The organism is Streptomyces sp. NBC_01498, from assembly GCF_036327775.1.
In the GTDB taxonomy this organism is placed as follows: domain Bacteria; phylum Actinomycetota; class Actinomycetes; order Streptomycetales; family Streptomycetaceae; genus Streptomyces.
This window is the reverse complement of record NZ_CP109598.1, coordinates 3,938,670-3,955,636: the sequence shown is the minus strand read 5'-3', so window position 1 is coordinate 3,955,636 and position 16,967 is coordinate 3,938,670. Positions and strand designations below refer to the sequence as shown.

Below are 16,967 nucleotides of genomic sequence, written 5' to 3'. Positions count from 1 at the left end.
TCGAACCGTGGCGCGCGCCCGCGCGTTGTGGACCGAACTCGCCGGTGTCCCGGTCGGGTTCGGCACACCGGCCGGTGTCGCGGTCGCGCCCGGCTCGCTGCTCTGTCCGCCCGGCTGGGCCGGGATCGTACGGATCGGGGACGCCGCCCTCGTCACCGCGCCGGACGCGCGCACCGCCGGGGCGCTGGGCGAGGCGGTGCGGAGGCTGTCGTACGAGGAGCTGACCGACCCGGTCCGGCTCGGCAAGGCCCTGAGCGGTACGGCGCCGGTACTCGACGTGCTGGGGCCCGCCGCGCTCTTCTACCTGGACCGGGACACGTACCCGGACGGGAACACCCTCCCGCCCGCCGCCGCCCCCGCGGAGACGAGCGACGATCCCGCGTCCTACGCCGCGCTGCTCGCCGCCGCCGGGCCCGACGACGCGGGCGAGAGCGGCCTGGACGAGATCACGTCACCCGCGTTCCTGCTCCGCGATCGCGGGCACGACGGCGGGAGTGACGGTGGCCGGGGCGGGGGCGGTGACGTGATCGCCGCCGCCGGGTACGTGACCTGGCCGCGCTCCGTCGCCCATCTCAGTGTGCTGGTCGCCCCGCACCGGCGGGGCCGGGGTCTGGCCGGGACCGTCGCCTCGGCGGCGGTGTCCCACGCGCTCGACGACGGTCTGCTGCCGCAGTGGCGGGCCCGCCCGTACGCGTCCCGGCGGGTGGCCGCGCGGCTCGGGTTCCGGGAGCTGGGGGCTCAGCTCAGCGTGCGGATGTAGTGCGTGGCGGGGCGGCCGTCGATCTCGCTCTCGCCGGTGGCGGTGAACCCCGCATGTTCGAGTACGGCGCGCGAGGCCGCGTTGTCGTGGTGGGCCGCCGCGCGCAGCGTGGTCAGCCCGTACGTCTCGGCGGCCAGGGCGCAGACCTCCCGCACGGCCTCCGTCGCCAGGCCCTTGCCCGCCGCCTTCTCCGCGATCCGGTAGCCCAGTTCGGCGGAGCCGTCCGCCACGTCCACCAGGTTCACCCGCCCGATCACCTCGTCCGCCGTCGTGCCGTCGCCGCTCACCAGGACGTGGAAGTAGTGCAGCCCGGCGGCCTGTTCGGTGAGCAGATCGCCGAGCCGTTCGGCGAAACGAGCGAAGTACGACTCGCCCCGGTCGCGGACCGACACAGCGAAGTACGCCCGGTTCTCGTACTCGAAGGCGAGCAGCGCCGGGGCGTGGTCGAGACGAAGAAGCTGAAGTGCGGGCGCGGGTGCCTGGTCGCCGTCGTTGTCACGGTCACGGTCACGGTCGTTGTCGAGGTCGTTGTCGGGGGCGGTTCCGTGGGCGTGGTCGAGTGCGGGCATATGCGGACGCTACCCGGCCATGGCCGGATCATGGCCCCGCGTCCGGCGCCGTACACCGGTTCGGACCGCGTACACCGCTCACCCCGCTCAGAAGGGCAACTCGTCGCTGTGCAGCACGTGCAGCCGGGACACCGCCCTGGTCAGCACCACATACAGCCGGTGCGCGCCACGCTCCTCAGCCGCCACGATCGCGGCCGGTTCGACCGCCAGGACGTAGTCGTCGGCGCGCCCGGCCGACCGCCCACGCTTCCGCCCGCGTCCCCGCCGCCCGCCGTCGCCCCGTCCATCGAGACGCTCAAGCCGCGTATTCGGTGAGGTCGATGAAGTGGACGTGCAGCGCGAAGCCGAACTCCGGGTGCTTCGTCTCGTGGTCGTAGGTCATGCCGAGCTTGCGCATGACGTTCTCCGACTCCTCGTTGCCCAGCCGGTTGATCGCCACGACACGGTCCAGATTGCGGTCCTGGAGAGCGAACTCCAGGACCGCGTGTGCTGCTTCGGAGGCGTACCCCTGTCCCCAGAACGGCGCCCCCAGCCGCCAGCCGATCTCCACGTCGGGGAGCACCTCGGGCAGGAACTCGGGTACGGAGAGACCGGTGAAGCCGATCAGTTCGCCCGAGGCGAGGAGTTCGACGGCGAACAGCCCGAAGCCCTCGTCGTCCCACTCCTCCTCCCAGCGCTCGATGTCCTCGGCCGTCTCTTCGAGGTCACGGACCGAGCCGTCGCCGATCCACCGCATGACCTGCGGGTCCGCGTTGATCTCGGCCATCGGGACGAGGTCGTCGTCGGTCCAGCGGCGCAGCAGGAGGCGGGGGGTACGGATCTCGGTCATGGCACCCATCCTGTCAGGGAAGCCACCCGTGACGATCCGGGGCCGGGCGCGCATCCGGGGCCAGGCGCGCCGTCAGACCTCCAGCTCGGCCTCGATGCGCTTGAGCGCGTGGCGGGCCAGCGCGAGGTTGCCCCGGCCGCGGTCCAGCGCGAGGTACAGGAAGAGGCTGCCGCTGCTGCTCACCATCGGGCGTATCAGGTGGTACTGCTGCCCGAGCGTGATGAGGATGTCCTCGATCGTGTCGTTCATCTGAAGCGCCGCGAGGGTGCGCGCCTTGGACCGTACGACCTCGGTGTTGCCCGCCGCGGCCACTTCCAGGTCGAGCCCCTGGCCGCCGCCGAGGGTACCGAGCGACATGCCGCTCTCGTAGTCGACCACGGCCACGCCGATGGCGCCGTCCACGGTCATGGCTTCCTTGAGAGCTGTTTCGAGGTTCATGCCTTGCCCTGCCTTTGACTGTTTGGTGACTGTTTGACCCTTGACCGGCGACCGATCGGAAAAATACAACTAGACGACCTGTCCTGACACTTTGAACTTAAACTACTGTGCTTTCTGTCATCTTGTGAAGCATTAGTGAAGAGGGGGACGAGTGTCATCGCTCGAAGCTTCCCTGGCCCGGCTGCTCTCCGCACCGGGCGTCGACGCGGTCGCCCTCGTCGACGCGGTGACGGGTCTGGTCTACGGCCAGGCGGGGCCGGGAGAGGTCGACGGCATCGAATGCGGCGACTTCGCCGCGCTTGTCGGTGACATCCTTCATGTCGCCGGCGCCCAGGGGGAACTGGAGAGCATCGTGGTAACCAGCACACGCCATCACTACGTTCTGCGCACCGTGCCGAAGCGGGGGGATCCCGTCCTTCTGGCGGCCACACTGGAGCGGGAGCAGAGCAATCTGGCGCTGACCCTGCACGAGTTGGGCGTCTACGCGACGGGGGCGATGGCGTGAGTCCGCGCTCCGGGCGCCCGCACAACGTGCCCGCGCTGCTGAACTCCCTGCACCAGGACGCGTACACCGGCGTGGTGCGGCTGACCGGCTCGCCGGGCGGGTCGATCCATCTGCGCGAGGGCCTGGTGATCTCGGTCGAGACGCCGAACGCTCCGGGTGCGGAATCCATTCTGCTCAAGTCCGGCCGGATCACCGACGCGGAGTGGGCGTCCGCCCGCGCGGCGGCGTCCGCGTCCGGCGGGGACACCGGCGGCACGGGCGCGGGCGCCACGGGCGCGGGCGGCACCGGCGCGGGCGGCACCGGCGCGGGCGGCACCGGCGCGGGCGGCACCGGCGACACGGGCACGGGTGACACGTGCACGGGCGGGGACGATCAGGTGCGCGGGGGCGACCAGGTGCGCGGGGGTGAACGCGCGCGTGCGGGTGAACGCGTGCGCGAGGGCGGCCTGAAGGCGGAGCTGGCGGCCCGTGGGCTCGTCGGACGGGAGGAGTTCGAGGTGGTCTGCGCCGCCGCGGTCTTCGACGGCGCGTTCGCCCTCGCGCTCAGTCCGCCCGGCGAGTGGGAGCTGGACGAGCCCGGCCCGTACGTCGTCACGGGAGTCGCCGTCGACCCGGCGCGCGTCACCGCGGAGACGACACGGCGGATGGCCGTGCTGGCCGGCCTGTGGGGTCCGCCGTCGGAGTTCGCCCGCACCCGCATCCGCCAGGCGGGCGCGGCCGTCTCCCGCGTCCAGCCCCGCCACGCCGCGCTGCTGAGCGCGGTGAACGAGCGGCGCACCCCGCGCGACATCGCCTTCGCCGTGGGGCGCGGACTGTACGCGGTCATGCTGGATCTGAGCCGTATGCAGGCCCTCGGGCTCATCCGCCGCGACACGCCCGCCCCGGTGGGCCGGCCCAGCACCGCTCCCCGCTCCGTCGACGCGCAGCCGCCGCCCGCCACCGGCGGGGCGCCGCTGCCCCGGCGCGACCCGGGGAACCACCACCCGGCCCGCCCGGGTGTCCTGTGAGTACGCGCCGGCGCAGGGCCGCCCGGCGCCGCCGTCTCGCCATGGCGTGCGCCCTGAGGACCGGCCGGCGGACCCCGGTCCGGGCGCTGCCGCCCCCGCTGCCCCGGCGCGACTGCGGGCAGCCGCCGGCGGTTCCCGGACTGCCGGGGCTTCCGGGACTGCCGTACGCCGGGGACCTCGCCAAGTCCTTCCCCGATCTGGACCTGTTGCGCCGGGTCCGGGCCGGCCTCGACGGCCTGTCCTGACCACAGGCGGGCATGTTTTCCGTGCACACCACGACCGCAAGGAACGCCATGGACGACACCCGCACATCCGATGCCCTCGTCGAGGTTCTGACCACCCTGCGCGACACGGTCGCGGGGGTCGGCGAGAGCGTCATCTCGACGGGTGACGGTCTTCTGGTCGCCGCCGACGCCGACGCGGTCCACCCCGAGTCGATCGCCGCGCTGGCGGCGGCGGCCCTCGGCGTCGGCCGCCGGCTGGCCGAGCAGGCCAACACCGGCCCGCTGCGGGACGTGGTCACCCGGTGCGCCGGGGGCCACATCATGGTCCTGGCGATCGGCGACCGCGCCCTCCTCACCCTGGTCGGCGACGAGGGCCTGGACATCGTCGGCCTCCAGCGCGTCATCCCCACGACGATCGAGCAGTTGGAGAAACTCCTGGCGGCGGACGGCGGTTAGGACCCGTCGTCCGGATCGGGCCGGATCGGTGAGCGCCCGCCGCGTCAGCGGCCGATGTCACGTCGGTGCCGGGGATCGCTGGGCGTGGGAGGGACCCATGGCTCCCTCCTGCGGTGGCAACGCGGCGAGCTGTGGTTCGGATCTTGCCGGGCACGCGATCCCGGCAAGATCCGAACCACAGACCGTACGGCCTGTCCGGCGGACGGAATTCCTTCGTTCCTCAGGGGTGCAGGCGCGCGTAGTCGGCCGTGCGCCACGCGGCACGGAAGGCGTCGTGCGCGTCCGCACCTTCCGCGCCGTCCGCCGTGCCCGCGCCGTCCGCCGCGCCCGCCGCGTCCTCGCCCCAGATCCGTACGGTGTCCGCCGCCCCGTCCGCCGTCAGCGACCGCCAGCCCGGATATCCGGTCGCGGCGAAGTCCGCCCACGCGCGGACCATGCGGCGTGACAGGTCGTGGTCGGCGGCCGTGGGCGGGCCGCCGATGAGGAAGGCGGCCTCCGGGACGTCCAGGGTGCCGAAGGCGAAGGGGACGTCGGCGCTGTGCCAGGGGCGTACGACTCCGCCCGCGTCGGCGCGCCGCCGGGCGAACCGCGCCAGATACGTACGATGGCCCGCGCGGGCGTGCCGCTCGGCGAGGCGGCTGCTGTACTCGCCGAACGACATGTCGCCGTGGATCGCGAGATGCACGTCGCGTACGGGCGCGCCGGGCATCAGCTCCCGGTAGGCCGGTACGAGCGTGTCGGGCAGCCCGAAGTCCCTTGCGAAACGCTCCAGTTGCGCGTCCGTGGTGAGTCTCTCGCAGCCGCCGACCGCGTCGACCAGCCAGTACTCCTCGGTCGTGTGGCAGACCAGCAGGTCGACCTCGGCGCGGCCCTCCGCCGCCACGGCGAGCGGATCCGCGGGCAGGACGTCCCCGTCGGCGACCGGGCCGTACAGCACGGGGTCGTAGCGGCGCGCCCCGGCCGCCGGGTTCCCCCGCAGCCGGGCGACGACCCGGTCGGAGGCACGGACCAGGTCGTACGGGGAGGCCGCCAGCAGCCCCCCGGCATCGGCCGGGACCCCGGCGGCCTCCGCCACCAGGCGCGTCGTGTCGGCGGCCAGTCCCGGCGAGTACACCGGACCGACCGCGCTGTGGACGACGGCCCGGTGGAACAGCCCGCGCGCCCGCTCCATCACCGTCAGACAGGCGACGGACGCCGCCCCCGCCGACTGCCCGGCGACCGTGACCCGGGCGGGGTCGCCACCGAAGGCCGCGATGTTGTCGCGCACCCACTCCAGGGCGGCGATCTGGTCCAGCAGCCCCCGGTTCTCGGGGAACGCGCGCCCGGAAGCAGAGTCCGGAACATGGCCGAACCCCTCGAAGCCGAGGCGGTAGTTGAGCGTGACGACGACCAGCCCGGCGCGGGCCAGGGCCGTACCGTCGAAGTCGGGCTGGGCGGCGGAACCGAAGGTGTACGCGCCCCCGTGGATCCACACGAACACCGGCCGCGCACCGCCGCCGCTCCCCGTCCAGACATTGAGGCTCAGCACGTCCTCGTCGCCGGGTTCCCACGCGGGCATGCCGGGCAGCGCGGCGGACTGCGGCGCGACGGGTCCGAATGGGTCGCTGTCCCGCGCCCTCCGCCACGCGTCCGGGGGCCGGGGCGCGGCGAACCGCCCCTCCCCGAACGGCGGCGCGGCGTAGGGAATCCCGAGCACCGCGAACACCCCGTCCTCCGCCCGCCGCCGCCCCCGTACGAGCCCGCTCCGAGTCTCGAACATCTCCGTCGTCTTCACGCGCGTACCTTTCGCAGCTGCCCTGGGCGGCGGATTCGTCAGAAGGTCTCCGGGCACCACGGTCGGCGGGAGGTACGGAACAACGCGTCCGCGCGGGAGGCCGCGCCCGCCGTGTTCTCCGTCAGCGAGCCCAGCGCCGACAGGCGCACCGCCGACTCGTCGCCCAGGTAGAGCGCGCCCAACTCCCGTACGTCCAAGGTCAGATCCGGCGTCTCCGTGGTGGGGGCGCAGCTGCTGCCCGAGGCGTCCGTGTCCAGGCGGTAGCGGCCCGCGGCGAGGGACGCCGGGTCGCGGACGTCCAGGACCAGGGTGCCGGAGTTCGCGTACGTACGGGACTCCAGCGCGCGTACGGTGTCCAGGATCCGTACCCACAGGAAGTCCGCGTGCGTGACGACCCTGGCCGCGCGCGGGTCCGGCAGATAGTGGGGCAGCAGGTCGTCGGGGGCGCGGTAGCCGGTGCGGACCGTGGTGATCCAGTCGATCGAGCAGACGTAGCGCCACAGCGCCCGCTCCGCCGCCGTCGTCACGGCGATCGCGTCCACCACGGTCACCGTGTTCAGCGGCTGTTTCCCGTCGCCCCACCTGTCGTCGGCCCGGTACGTCATGAGGCCCTCGACCTCGCCCGAGGCCGACCGGTACACCACATGGAACGGCTCGGTCCAGGGGGCGGCGGGCACGGACACCACGCCGGTGAGCAACTGCCACCAGCGCTCGTCGCGGGTGATCACGCCGTGCCGCCGGGCGCGCATCCGGTCGTGCAGGTCGGGGCCCAGCTTCCGGACGTCGCCGGCGTCGACCAGATCGACCCGGCCGCCGTCGGCGTCGTCCGGCTGCCCGGAACGGCGCGGGTCCAGGCCCGCGCGCGGCACGTCGATCGCCCAGTCGGTGAGCCAGGTCGCCGGGCCGAAGCCGTACCGCCCGTAGATCGGATACTCCGCCGCGATCAGCGTGGAGACGATGTCGCCGCGCTCCTTGGCCTCCGCCAGATCCGCGCGGATCATGCGGCTGAGCAGGCCCCGGCGGCGGTGTGTGGGCGAGACGGTGACGTTGGAGATCGCGTTGGCCGGCAGGGGCGCGCCGCCGACGGCGGTCAGTTCCTGCGGGAAGGAGCGGTACGTCGCCACGCAGCGGCCCTCGTCGAACGCGCCCAGGACGCGGTGTCCGGCCACCTGCACCCTGCGGTTCGCGATCTCGTCCTCGCCGGCCGAGGGCGGCCTGAGGAAGCCGGTGTTGAGGGCGCGGAGCCAGTCGGGAAGGTCGGAGTCGCTGATCGCGCGCACATCGAGGGCCATGCTCCGTACGCTAAACACCGGGCGGCGGAATGTCCTGCGGATTTACGCCGGCCCGACCGCGCCGACCAGGAACGACGGCCCGGCCGCCGACCAGGGAACGGCGACCCGGACGCCGACCAGGAACGACGGCCCGGACGCCCGACCGGCCGCGTCGACCCGGCCGCCCGGCAGGCCACGCCGCCCGGCCGTCCCCGCAGGTGAACCCGCAGGCGAACCGGCAGGCGAACCCGCAGCGGAAACGATCCTCCCGGCGAGGGACCCGGTCAGAAGACCGCCCGTACCTCGCCCACCTCCGCGTCGCCCCCCAGCAGCGGCGCCCGCCCGATGCGGGACACCACCGGTCCCTCGACACCCAGCAGCCTCAGCGCCCGCGCCAGTACCGGCCCCAGCGCGCGGATGCCGCCGTCCTCGATCTTGAACGCCAGCGCGCGGCCGTCGGGCAGCGCCACCGCCTGTACGGCCTCGGCGCCCATCTTCGACAGCGCGCCCGGCACCTCGCGCATCAGCCAGGTGTCGGCCCTGCGCGTACCGGCGACGTACTCCGGGTGCGCGCGCATCGCGTCCGCGACGCGGCGCTCGGCCGTGCCGGGCTCGGCGAGGACGAAGTGACGGAAGCCACGGGCGAGTCCGGTGAGGCTGATCGCCATCAGCGGGGCGCCGCAGCCGTCCGTACCGACCGCCGCGACCGGCTCCCCCGACGCCTCCTCGACCACCTCGCCGACGAGCCGCTGCAAGGGGTGGGACACCTCCAGATACGTACCGAGCGGCCACCCGTTGCGCACGCAGGCCGCGAGCATCGCCGCGTGCTTGCCGGAGCAGTTCATGGTCACCCGGTCCCTGACCCGCCCGGCCGCCAGATACGCGTCGGCCTCGGCCCGGTCCAGCGGGAGATCGGCGGGGTTCAGCAGATCGTCCGCCGTCAGCCCCGACTCGGAGAGCATCTTCTGTACGAGATCGAGGTGGAAGTCCTCGCCGGAGTGGCTGGCCGCCGCCAACGCGAGGCGCTCACCGGACAGTTCGGCACCGGCCCGCAGCACGGCGGCGGCCTGGAAGGGCTTGTTGCTGGAGCGCGGGAAGACCGGCGCGTCCGCGTCGCCGAGGGCGAACTCCACCCGGCCGTCCGGGCCGAGCAGGACCAGCGAGCCCCGGTGCAGTCCCTCCACGAAGCCGGACCGTACGACCTCCGCGAGGACGGGAGAGACCGAACCCCCCGCGGTCGTCGTTCCGCTCGTGCCGGTGCTCGTGCCGGAACTGGTGCTCGTGCTCGTGGATCTGCGCGTCGTCATCGAACGGGCCTTCCGGGAGGCGAGGACCGCTCCGGAAGGCAGCCACGGCATTACGTGAGCAGGTCGTCTACTTGGGCTTCGCCCTCACGGTACCTGCGCGCGATCTCCGCGCTGCACTCGTCCACCGTCCGCTGGAGAAGGTGCCGCCGCTGCGAAACCTGGTGTTCATGCCGGACCAGCCGCCCCATCGCGGCCCCCAACTCCTCGTCCGTACGGGCCTGGAGGTCGGACAGCTCCACCTCGGCGAGCGCCTCGGCGGCGAGCAGCCGGAACTCCTCGTTCCGGGGTGTGGAAAGAGTCACATGCCGGGCCGACGACCGGTGGAGCGACGGGGTGTCCGCCAGGATCTCGGACAGCCGGTCGACCACCAGCGCCGCCACGACCGGTGTCCCGGGCGCCGCCCGGCGGCCCAGTTCGGCCCGCAGGATGTCGATACGGCCCTGGAGCAGCCGGCGCAGATAGCTGAGATCGGCCTCGTCCCGCGTCGCGTCCCGCCGCAGCGCGCGCAACTCGGGGAGCCCCAGGGCGTTCTCACCGCCCGGCGGCCACGGAGCGGGAGCCCCGACGGCCACCGCACCGCCGCCCGCACTGCCCGCGCCGAAAGCCACCGCGCCCGCGCCCGCACCGGCCACGCGCGCACCGGCACCGACACCGGCCACGCCCCTGCCGGACGTCGTACCGCCGGTGACCCGTGCGGGACCGGACGACTGCCCGGCACCAGTTGTGCTCATGCGCGCCTACTTCCCCTCGCTCCGCCTGCGTGCATGGTGCCACCCCCGCGCCCGCGAACGCAGGCGATCTGCACCCGTTCGGCCCTGGATGGGCGTAGGTCGGGCCCCGGACAGCCCTGGTGGCGGGGGTCGGTAGGTTGGCGCTTATGCGAGCAGTGGTGCAGAGGGTCGACGGCGCGAGCGTCGCCGTGGTGACGGAGTCGGGGACCGAGACGGTCGGCGAGATCGTGGGCGAGGGCCTGTGTGTGCTGGTGGGTGTCACCCACGAGGACACGAAGGAGAAGGCGGCCCAACTCGCCCGCAAACTCTGGACGCTTCGCATCCTCGCGGACGAGAAGTCCTGTTCCGACGCGAACGCCCCGCTTCTGGTGATTTCTCAGTTCACCCTCTACGGGGACGCCCGCAAGGGCCGCCGCCCGACCTGGAACGCGGCGGCGCCGGGAACGGTCGCCGAGCCTCTGGTGGACGAGGTCGTGGCGTGCCTGCGGCAGCTCGGGGCGAGGGTCGAGACGGGCCGGTTCGGGGCGGACATGCGGGTCTCGCTCACCAACCACGGCCCGTTCACGGTGCAGTTGGAGATGTGAGCCCGGCGCGGACCGGTGCCACGCGGACCGGTGCCACGCGGACCCGTGCAGCGCGGAGCGGTGCCGCCCGAACCGGTCGCGCGAGGACCGGTCGCGCGGCGGAGGGGTGCGCGAGGGACCGGTGCGCGACGGAGGGGTGTGCGGCTCAGGCCGGTACGACCACTTCCTGCGCCGCCGCCGTGTCCCCGGCGATCAGCTCCGCGTCCAGCGGCACGCTCCGCTTGACCAGGGCCAGCGCGATCGGCCCCAGCTCGTGGTGACGCGCCGACGTCGTGATGAAACCGAGCTGGCGGCCCTCCGCGCCGTCGGCGGCGAGCCGTACGGGCGTCCCGTGCCCCGGCAGCAGCACCTCGCTGCCGTCCAGGTGCAGGAAGACCAGCCGGCGCGGCGGCTTCCCCAAGTTGTGGACGCGCGCCACCGTCTCCTGGCCCCGGTAGCAGCCCTTCTGAAGATGGACCGCGCCGCCGATCCAGCCCAGCTCGTGCGGGATGGTCCGGTGGTCGGTCTCGAAGCCCAGCCGGGGCCGGTGGCCCTCGACGCGCAGCGCCTCGTACGCGAGGAGCCCGGCCACCGGGCCGTTCTCACGGGCGTACGACTCCAGCCCGGCGCGCGGCAGGAAGAGATCACGGCCGTACGGGGTCTCCCGCACGACGGTGCCCTCCGGCACCTCGGCGATGGACCCGGCCGGGACGTGGACCACGGCGATGTCGTCCGTACGGTCGGCGACCTCGACCCGGTAGAAGAACTTCATCGACTCCAGGTACCCGATCAGGGCCTCCTGGGTGCCCGGCTCGACATGCGCCCACACCGTCTCCCCGTCGTCCACGAGATACAGCGCGTGCTCGATGTGGCCGTTCGCGGAGAGGATCAGCGCCTCGGTCGCCTGCCCGGCGGGCAGTTCGCTGACGTGCTGGGTGAGCAGCAGATGGAGCCAGCTCAGCCGGTCCGAACCGGTGACGGCGACGACACCCCGGTGCGAGAGGTCGACCAGGCCCTTGCCGTCGGCGAGGGCGCGTTGCTCCCGGAACAGATCGCCGTAGTGGGCCGCGACACCTTCGTCCACCCCTTCGGCGGACACGGCACCGGGCAGGCTGAGGAGCGGGCTGATCGTCGGCTGTCGCTGCATGACGACAAGCGTACGACTCTCCTACGCCGCGCCGCCCGACCGGGACTCGTCATCGGTCCCGGATCCGCCCCCCGGACTCCCGGCGTCGGCGGCCCGGCTCTCGGCGCCGGCCGTACAGCTCTCGCACCTGCCGAAGATCGCGAAGTGCTTCAGGTCGGTGCTGAAGCCGTAGGTGTCGCGGAGCATGTCCGTGAAGCCGGCGGCGACCGAGACGTCCGCCTCGATGACATCGGTGCAGTCGCGGCAGACCAGATGGATGTGGTGGTGCCGGTCCGCGAGGTGGTACGTCGGCGCCCCGTGCCCCAGGTGCGCGTGCGAGACGAGGTCCAGCTCCTCCAGCAGCTCCAGCGTCCGGTACACCGTGGAGATGTTCACGCCGGACGCCGTTCTGCGCACCTCGGCCAGGATGTCGTCCGGTGTCGCGTGCTCCAGGGTGTCGACGGCTTCGAGGACAAGCTGGCGCTGCGGGGTCAGGCGGTAGCCGCGCTGCCTCAGGTCACTCTTCCAGTCGGTGCTCACCACGGGCCCAGTGTAGGCAGCACGGCCGGGAGTCGTACGCCGAAGCGATACGCGGTACGGGACACCCGTACGGGAATGGGCACGGGGCGGGCGCCCGCCCCGGCCCCGTTCCCGCCTCGTTCCCCGCCTACTTGAAGAACGCGATGCCGTCGTCCGGCAGGTCGCCGAGGTCCTTGGCCCAGGCCGCGACCTGCTCCGGGGTGACGACCTTCTTCAGATGGGCCGACATGTACGCGCGCATCGGCACCTCGGGGGTGGACTTCTCGCCGACCCACATCAGATCGCTGTTGACGTAGCCGTAGAGCCTCTTGCCCCCGTTGTACGGGCCGGCCGACGCCGTGCGCGCGACCGCGTCCGTGACGAGGTCGATCTGCGGCTTCTGGTCGGCGAGCTCCCCGTACCAGATCTCCACGATGCCCTGGTCACGCACCATGACGACCTCGACCTTGCGGTCCTTGTCGATCCGCCAGTAGCCGGACTCGGACTCGATGGGGCGCACCTTGTTGCCCTCGGCGTCCAGCGCCCAGGTGTGCGAGACGTACTCGACGAAGTCCCGGCCGTCGTGGCTGAAGGAGACTTCCTGGCCGAAGTTGGCCTTCTCCTCGCCGGGGAAGTCGAAGACACCGACGCCCTCCCAGTCACCGAGGAGGAAGGCGAGCGGGACAAGGTCCGGGTTGAGGTCGGACGGGATCTCGATCATGAGCGGCTCAGGCGATCTGTAGGAATGCGGACGGGCGGGCGGGCCGGCCGGGCGACGGCGGGCGGGAACTGACTCAGTGCTGGCCCTGGTACAGCTTCTTCACGACCAGCACGGAGAACGCCAGGATGGCCACGGCGATCAGGGCCAGCAGGGCGGAGAAGAAATCCTCAAGCACGGGGTGCTCCTCAGAGCGTCGGGGCGGTACGGGCCGCTCCCAGCCTAATGGGTGGGAACCGGCCGCCGACTGCGAGCCTCGGCCCCGCGGCCGGTCCGCGCGCCCGCGCGCCCGGGGCCCCGGAGGCCGTACGCCCGCGCACTACAGTTCGGGGCATGGCGAAGAAGCTCGTGATCAAGGTAACCGCCGGCGCCGACGCCCCGGAGCGCTGCTCGCAGGCATTCACCGTGGCGGCCGTCGCCGTCGCGAGCGGGGTGGAGGTCTCCCTCTGGCTGACCGGCGAATCGGCCTGGTTCGCGCTGCCCGGCCGGGCAGCCGAGTTCGACCTGCCGCACGCCGCGCCGCTGCCGGACCTGATCGAGTCGATCCGGTCGGGGGGCATGATCACGCTCTGCACCCAGTGCGCGGCCCGCCGCGACATCACGGAACAGGACGTCCTGGAGGGCGTACGCATCGCGGGCGCCCAGGTCTTCGTCAGCGAGGCCCTCGCGGACAACACCCAGGCACTCGTCTACTGACCCCGGCCGCCGTCGTCCGCCCGGTCGCGCGGCCCTCGGCTGCCCGGTCGCGTGGCCGTCGGCTGCCCGGCTGTCTCGTCCGCGTACGGACGGGGCGCACGGCGTCATTTCGGCGGGGGCGGAGGCTTCTTCTTGCCGTCCAGTTCGTCCCACCACTCGTCCGACTTCGGATCGCCCGACGGATCGTCCCACCAGCGGTCGTCCCGGCCCCGTACGTTCGCGGTCATCGCCGCGATCGGGGGGATGACCATCGCCACCACGCACATCGCGATCGCCGCCGGTACCGACCACAGACGCACGAACGCCCAGGCGCTGACGAACAGGGCCAGGCAGACGCCCATCAGCACGAAGTAGCGGCGACGGCGTCGCGTGTACATACGGGGAGTTTACGACGGTACGGAGGGCCGCACCCGGTCACGGGAAGCCTTCCGGCCTCCCGGAGGTGCGGCCCCCGTACCCGTGCTTGTCCGTCGCCCCGGACCGGTCGCCCTGCGGCCTGTCGCCCCGGGGCCCGTCGTCTCAGACGGCGATGGCCACCTCGGCCAGCCCGCCCGGCTGCGCGACGACCGTACGGTCCGCCGTGGCCCCCGGCACGAGCGCGCGCACGGTCCAGGTGCCCTCGGCCGCGTAGAAGCGGAACTGTCCGGTCGCCGAGGTCGGGACCTCGGCGGTGAACTCTCCGGTCGAGTCCAGCAGGCGTACGTAGCCGGTGACGGGCTCGCCGTCACGGGTCACGGAACCCTGGATGGTGGTCTCACCGGGCTTGATCGTCGAGGCGTCCGGGCCGCCGGCCTTCGCTCCGCACATAAGGGATCTGTCCTCCGGGTCGGGGGTTGGGATGGGTCGGGATGGTCGAGAGGATGACAGTGCCGGCGGGGCGGTTACTTCGCGGCGCCCAGCTCGATCGGCACGCCGACGAGGGAGCCGTACTCGGTCCACGAGCCGTCGTAGTTCTTGACGTTCTCCTGGCCGAGCAGCTCGTGCAGCACGAACCAGGTGAGCGCCGAGCGCTCACCGATGCGGCAGTAGGCGATGGTGTCCTTCGCCAGGTCGACCTGCTCCTCCTCGTAGAGGGCCTTGAGCTCGTCGTCCGACTTGAAGGTGCCGTCGTCGTTGGCGTTCTTCGACCACGGGATGTTGCGGGCGCTCGGCACGTGGCCGGGGCGCTGCGACTGCTCCTGCGGGAGGTGCGCCGGGGCGAGCAGCTTGCCGCTGAACTCGTCGGGCGACCGCACGTCGACCAGGTTCAGGCTGCCGATCGCGGCGACCACGTCGTCACGGAAGGCGCGGATGGACTTGTCCTGGGCCTTGGCCTTGTACTGCGTGGCCGCGCGCTCGGGCACCGCCTCGACCAGGTCGCGCGAGTCCAGCTCCCACTTCTTGCGCCCGCCGTCGAGGAGCTTGACGCCCTCGTGGCCGTAGAGCTTGAAGTACCAGTAGGCGTAGGACGCGAACCAGTTGTTGTTGCCGCCGTAGAGGATCACGAGGTCGTCGTTGCCGATGCCCTTCGCGGACAGGAGCTTCTCGAAGCCCTCCTGGTCCACGAAGTCACGGCGCACCGGGTCCTGGAGGTCCTGCTTCCAGTCGATGCGCACGGCGTTGCGGATGTGGTTCTTCTCGTACGCCGAGGTGTCCTCGTCGACCTCGACGATGACGACCTTCGGGTCGTCGATGTGGGCCTCGACCCAGTCGGCGTCGACCAGGACGTCGCTGCGGCTCATGTTGTTCTCCTCCGGGGCAGTGTGCGGCGGGTGGTGCGGGCTGCGGCGGCCCCTTCCGGGCACGGGGGCGCGGCGGGCTGCGTACGGCACAGGATGGGCCCTGACGTGGTCGAAGGGCCGGGAGAGCCGGCGGAACGGACGGACGTGTTCCGCTCAGGCGGTGCGACAGAGCATGGCGGCGACGCGGCACAGGTCGACTGCCCGCCGCTTCGTGAGGTTCGCCTGTCCCCGCTGCTGGAGACCGCTGATGTGGCACTGCATACGGGCAATCGTAGGGACGGCGGCGGCGCGATGTCACCGACGTGTCGAATGGTGAGACGCGATCGTCCGGAATGCGGGACGGAAGGGCGCTCCGGGTGACCGGGAGCCGGTCCGGATCCCTCTCGTACCTCTGTTCCATCTACGGGATGGACATCCGCGTCTCACGATACGGGTGGGAGCCCGGTGGGCCCGGGGGTCCGGCGAGGGGCGGGGGTCCGGCGAGGGGCGGGGGTCCGCGAGGGGTGGCGGGCGAGGCTCCGGCGAGCGGCGGGGGTCCGGCCAGGGGTGGTGGGCCGAGGCTCCAACGAGCGGCGACCGCCGGGCCGGCCGTGCGGAGCCGGGCCGGCCGTGCGGAGCCGGGGCGGGCGTGGGGAGTCGGGGCCGACCGTCCGGAGACGGGCCCGGCCGGTGCGGAGTCGGGGCGGTCGTGCGGAGCCGGGGCCGACCGTCCGGAGACGGGCCTCCATGCCCATTCGAGCCGACCGTGCCGAGCCGAGCCGAGCCGATCGTGCCGAGCCGGGGCGGGGCGGGCGTGCGGAGCCGGGCCGACCGTGCAGAGACGGGGCCTCCATGCCCATTCGAGCCGATCGTGCCGAGCCGGGGCGGGCGTGCGGAGTCGAGCCGATCGTGCCGAGCCGGGGCGGCTCGCCGCGTCTGCCACGTCTGCCGCGTCTGCGCGTCTGCCAACTGAGTCGGTTCAGCCGGTTCAGCCGGTTCAGTCGTTCAGCCCGTCAGGCTGACGTCCTTGCCCGTGCCCGAGAACCGGAGTCCGTTCTCCACCATGGTGATCTTGTCCAGCTCGACCGTCGACGGCATGCCGTCGATCTTGAGGTCGTAGTCCACGACGTCCTTGAGCCTGCCCTGGAAGCCCGGCACCGGCAGATCGGGAAGTTCGTCGGCGCGCAGCCGGACCGTGTCGCCGTTCTCCATCGAGACCGTGCTGTATGTCGTGAAGTCGTCCGACAGCAGGCCCTTGAACGCGTCCGGCACGTCGATGCCCGCGCCCTCCACCAGATCGCCCAGCGGCCCCGAGACCTTGACCTGGCCCTTGGCGGCCCGCTCCGGCCCCGCGTAACCGACCGTCGCGCCCTTCGGCGCGGACTTGGAGAGATCCGCGTACGAGATCAGCGCCGAACCCTCCGCGCTGCCCGCCACCGCCGACGAGAAGGTGCTGTTCACCGTCACGTCACGCAGTTCGGCCCGTACCTCGGTCACCTCGACCTCGCGGCCCTCGGCGGTCGCGGTGATCCCGCCCATGCTGATCTCGATCTCGTCCAGCGAGCCGCCCAGGACCTGGGTGAGGAAGGGGAAGCCCTTGACGGAGACGCTGGGCTCGCTGCTGAGACCCTGGCTGCTCTTGATCTTGCTCGCCGCCTCGGTCTCGGCGAAGTGCACCGCGGCCCGGTCGGCGGCGACGAACAGCCCGCCGAACAGCACGACGAGGACCAGCAGAATTTTCAGTGCGCGCATCGCTCGGTGTCCCCCACCCTGG

General features: G+C 72.5%; 22 protein-coding genes. 7 read left to right on the top strand and 15 right to left on the bottom strand.

What is annotated here, in order from left to right; all coding sequences use genetic code 11:
- Positions 1–7: 7 nt before the first annotated feature.
- A complete protein-coding gene (locus OG875_RS16925; RefSeq protein WP_330175062.1) occupies positions 8–760 on the top strand; it encodes a GNAT family N-acetyltransferase in 753 nt (250 codons plus the stop codon).
- Here OG875_RS16925 and OG875_RS16920 read toward each other — a convergent pair.
- From OG875_RS16920 to OG875_RS16910, 3 genes are all read right to left on the bottom strand, one after another.
- A complete protein-coding gene (locus tag OG875_RS16920) occupies positions 739–1,329 on the bottom strand; it encodes a GNAT family N-acetyltransferase (protein WP_330175061.1) in 591 nt (196 codons plus the stop codon). The two genes, OG875_RS16925 and OG875_RS16920, sit on opposite strands and share 22 nt — an antisense overlap.
- A gap of 295 nt (positions 1,330–1,624) precedes the next feature.
- Positions 1,625–2,158 (bottom strand): GNAT family N-acetyltransferase, encoded by a 534-nt coding sequence (locus tag OG875_RS16915; RefSeq protein WP_330175060.1) that lies wholly within the window; start codon positions 2,156–2,158, stop codon positions 1,625–1,627.
- Positions 2,159–2,230: 72 nt separating this feature from the next.
- Positions 2,231–2,596: a hypothetical protein gene (locus OG875_RS16910; RefSeq protein WP_330175059.1), complete on the bottom strand. Its 366-nt coding sequence runs from the start codon at positions 2,594–2,596 to the stop codon at positions 2,231–2,233.
- Between the two features lie 151 nt (positions 2,597–2,747).
- Between OG875_RS16910 and OG875_RS16905 the strand changes: the two genes are divergently transcribed.
- The 4 genes from OG875_RS16905 to OG875_RS16890 are packed head-to-tail and all read left to right on the top strand — an operon-like array spanning position 2,748 to position 4,788.
- Positions 2,748–3,101, top strand: a complete 354-nt coding sequence (locus tag OG875_RS16905) for a hypothetical protein (protein WP_330175058.1) — start codon at positions 2,748–2,750, stop codon at positions 3,099–3,101.
- Entirely contained in the window at positions 3,098–4,108 is a 1,011-nt protein-coding gene (locus OG875_RS16900) for a hypothetical protein (RefSeq protein WP_330175057.1), read from the top strand. Before OG875_RS16905 ends, OG875_RS16900 begins: the two co-directional genes overlap by 4 nt.
- The gene (locus tag OG875_RS16895) at positions 4,105–4,353 is read left to right on the top strand and encodes a hypothetical protein (protein ID WP_330175056.1); all 249 of its coding nucleotides are present in this window, start codon (positions 4,105–4,107) and stop codon (positions 4,351–4,353) included. The genes OG875_RS16900 and OG875_RS16895 overlap by 4 nt, the downstream gene beginning before the upstream one ends.
- A 48-nt stretch (positions 4,354–4,401) precedes the next feature.
- A complete protein-coding gene (locus OG875_RS16890) occupies positions 4,402–4,788 on the top strand; it encodes a roadblock/LC7 domain-containing protein (protein ID WP_330175055.1) in 387 nt (128 codons plus the stop codon).
- A gap of 220 nt (positions 4,789–5,008) precedes the next feature.
- Here the strand turns inward: OG875_RS16890 and OG875_RS16885 are convergent, their stop codons facing one another.
- The 4 genes from OG875_RS16885 to OG875_RS16870 all read right to left on the bottom strand — a co-directional run bounded on the left by OG875_RS16885 (position 5,009) and on the right by OG875_RS16870 (position 9,871).
- The gene (locus OG875_RS16885; RefSeq protein ID WP_330177772.1) at positions 5,009–6,547 is read right to left on the bottom strand and encodes a carboxylesterase/lipase family protein; all 1,539 of its coding nucleotides are present in this window, start codon (positions 6,545–6,547) and stop codon (positions 5,009–5,011) included.
- 53 nt (positions 6,548–6,600) lie between these two features.
- Positions 6,601–7,854, bottom strand: coding sequence for a GNAT family N-acetyltransferase (locus tag OG875_RS16880; protein WP_330175054.1), 1,254 nt, complete (start codon positions 7,852–7,854; stop codon positions 6,601–6,603).
- Between the two features lie 263 nt (positions 7,855–8,117).
- Positions 8,118–9,140 (bottom strand): asparaginase, encoded by a 1,023-nt coding sequence (locus OG875_RS16875; RefSeq protein WP_330175053.1) that lies wholly within the window; start codon positions 9,138–9,140, stop codon positions 8,118–8,120.
- Positions 9,141–9,190: 50 nt separating this feature from the next.
- Positions 9,191–9,871: an RsiG family protein gene (locus OG875_RS16870; RefSeq protein ID WP_330175052.1), complete on the bottom strand. Its 681-nt coding sequence runs from the start codon at positions 9,869–9,871 to the stop codon at positions 9,191–9,193.
- 146 nt (positions 9,872–10,017) lie between these two features.
- Here OG875_RS16870 and dtd point away from each other — a divergent pair, with 146 nt between their 5' ends.
- Positions 10,018–10,455, top strand: coding sequence for a D-aminoacyl-tRNA deacylase (dtd, locus tag OG875_RS16865; RefSeq protein WP_330175051.1), 438 nt, complete (start codon positions 10,018–10,020; stop codon positions 10,453–10,455).
- 145 nt (positions 10,456–10,600) lie between these two features.
- On the opposite strand, the gene ygfZ is transcribed toward dtd, so the two are convergent.
- From ygfZ to OG875_RS16850, 3 genes are all read right to left on the bottom strand, one after another.
- Positions 10,601–11,581: a CAF17-like 4Fe-4S cluster assembly/insertion protein YgfZ gene (ygfZ, locus tag OG875_RS16860; RefSeq protein WP_330175050.1), complete on the bottom strand. Its 981-nt coding sequence runs from the start codon at positions 11,579–11,581 to the stop codon at positions 10,601–10,603.
- Between the two features lie 21 nt (positions 11,582–11,602).
- Positions 11,603–12,103, bottom strand: a complete 501-nt coding sequence (locus tag OG875_RS16855; RefSeq protein ID WP_330175049.1) for a Fur family transcriptional regulator — start codon at positions 12,101–12,103, stop codon at positions 11,603–11,605.
- Positions 12,104–12,227: 124 nt separating this feature from the next.
- The gene (locus OG875_RS16850) at positions 12,228–12,800 is read right to left on the bottom strand and encodes an FABP family protein (protein WP_330175048.1); all 573 of its coding nucleotides are present in this window, start codon (positions 12,798–12,800) and stop codon (positions 12,228–12,230) included.
- Positions 12,801–13,130: 330 nt separating this feature from the next.
- Here OG875_RS16850 and OG875_RS16845 point away from each other — a divergent pair, with 330 nt between their 5' ends.
- Positions 13,131–13,493 (top strand): DsrE family protein, encoded by a 363-nt coding sequence (locus tag OG875_RS16845; protein ID WP_330175047.1) that lies wholly within the window; start codon positions 13,131–13,133, stop codon positions 13,491–13,493.
- 104 nt (positions 13,494–13,597) lie between these two features.
- Here OG875_RS16845 and OG875_RS16840 read toward each other — a convergent pair whose 3' ends face one another.
- The 5 genes from OG875_RS16840 to OG875_RS16820 form a co-directional block, all read right to left on the bottom strand.
- Positions 13,598–13,870: a DUF3099 domain-containing protein gene (locus tag OG875_RS16840; RefSeq protein ID WP_330175046.1), complete on the bottom strand. Its 273-nt coding sequence runs from the start codon at positions 13,868–13,870 to the stop codon at positions 13,598–13,600.
- Positions 13,871–14,012: 142 nt separating this feature from the next.
- Positions 14,013–14,300, bottom strand: coding sequence for a DUF1416 domain-containing protein (locus OG875_RS16835; protein WP_330175045.1), 288 nt, complete (start codon positions 14,298–14,300; stop codon positions 14,013–14,015).
- 74 nt (positions 14,301–14,374) lie between these two features.
- Positions 14,375–15,214, bottom strand: coding sequence for a sulfurtransferase (locus OG875_RS16830; protein ID WP_330175044.1), 840 nt, complete (start codon positions 15,212–15,214; stop codon positions 14,375–14,377).
- A 153-nt stretch (positions 15,215–15,367) separates the two neighbouring features.
- Positions 15,368–15,475 carry a putative leader peptide gene (locus OG875_RS16825; RefSeq protein WP_330175043.1) on the bottom strand — a complete coding sequence of 36 codons (108 nt, stop codon included), beginning with the start codon at positions 15,473–15,475 and terminating at the stop codon, positions 15,368–15,370.
- A gap of 723 nt (positions 15,476–16,198) precedes the next feature.
- Positions 16,199–16,945 (bottom strand): LmeA family phospholipid-binding protein, encoded by a 747-nt coding sequence (locus tag OG875_RS16820; protein WP_330175042.1) that lies wholly within the window; start codon positions 16,943–16,945, stop codon positions 16,199–16,201.
- Positions 16,946–16,967 lie beyond the last annotated feature (22 nt).

Coding starts and splice junctions, on each gene's coding strand:
- OG875_RS16920 (WP_330175061.1), bottom strand. CDS start 1,329: ATGCCCGCACTCGACCACGCCCACGGAACCGCCCCCGACAACGACCTC.
- OG875_RS16915 (WP_330175060.1), bottom strand. CDS start 2,158: ATGACCGAGATCCGTACCCCCCGCCTCCTGCTGCGCCGCTGGACCGAC.
- OG875_RS16910 (WP_330175059.1), bottom strand. CDS start 2,596: ATGAACCTCGAAACAGCTCTCAAGGAAGCCATGACCGTGGACGGCGCC.
- OG875_RS16890 (WP_330175055.1), top strand. CDS start 4,402: ATGGACGACACCCGCACATCCGATGCCCTCGTCGAGGTTCTGACCACC.
- OG875_RS16885 (WP_330177772.1), bottom strand. CDS start 6,547: ATGTTCGAGACTCGGAGCGGGCTCGTACGGGGGCGGCGGCGGGCGGAG.
- OG875_RS16880 (WP_330175054.1), bottom strand. CDS start 7,854: ATGGCCCTCGATGTGCGCGCGATCAGCGACTCCGACCTTCCCGACTGG.
- OG875_RS16875 (WP_330175053.1), bottom strand. CDS start 9,140: ATGACGACGCGCAGATCCACGAGCACGAGCACCAGTTCCGGCACGAGC.
- OG875_RS16870 (WP_330175052.1), bottom strand. CDS start 9,871: ATGAGCACAACTGGTGCCGGGCAGTCGTCCGGTCCCGCACGGGTCACC.
- dtd (WP_330175051.1), top strand. CDS start 10,018: ATGCGAGCAGTGGTGCAGAGGGTCGACGGCGCGAGCGTCGCCGTGGTG.
- ygfZ (WP_330175050.1), bottom strand. CDS start 11,581: ATGCAGCGACAGCCGACGATCAGCCCGCTCCTCAGCCTGCCCGGTGCC.
- OG875_RS16850 (WP_330175048.1), bottom strand. CDS start 12,800: ATGATCGAGATCCCGTCCGACCTCAACCCGGACCTTGTCCCGCTCGCC.
- OG875_RS16845 (WP_330175047.1), top strand. CDS start 13,131: ATGGCGAAGAAGCTCGTGATCAAGGTAACCGCCGGCGCCGACGCCCCG.
- OG875_RS16840 (WP_330175046.1), bottom strand. CDS start 13,870: ATGTACACGCGACGCCGTCGCCGCTACTTCGTGCTGATGGGCGTCTGC.
- OG875_RS16835 (WP_330175045.1), bottom strand. CDS start 14,300: ATGTGCGGAGCGAAGGCCGGCGGCCCGGACGCCTCGACGATCAAGCCC.
- OG875_RS16830 (WP_330175044.1), bottom strand. CDS start 15,214: ATGAGCCGCAGCGACGTCCTGGTCGACGCCGACTGGGTCGAGGCCCAC.
- OG875_RS16825 (WP_330175043.1), bottom strand. CDS start 15,475: ATGCAGTGCCACATCAGCGGTCTCCAGCAGCGGGGACAGGCGAACCTC.
- OG875_RS16820 (WP_330175042.1), bottom strand. CDS start 16,945: ATGCGCGCACTGAAAATTCTGCTGGTCCTCGTCGTGCTGTTCGGCGGG.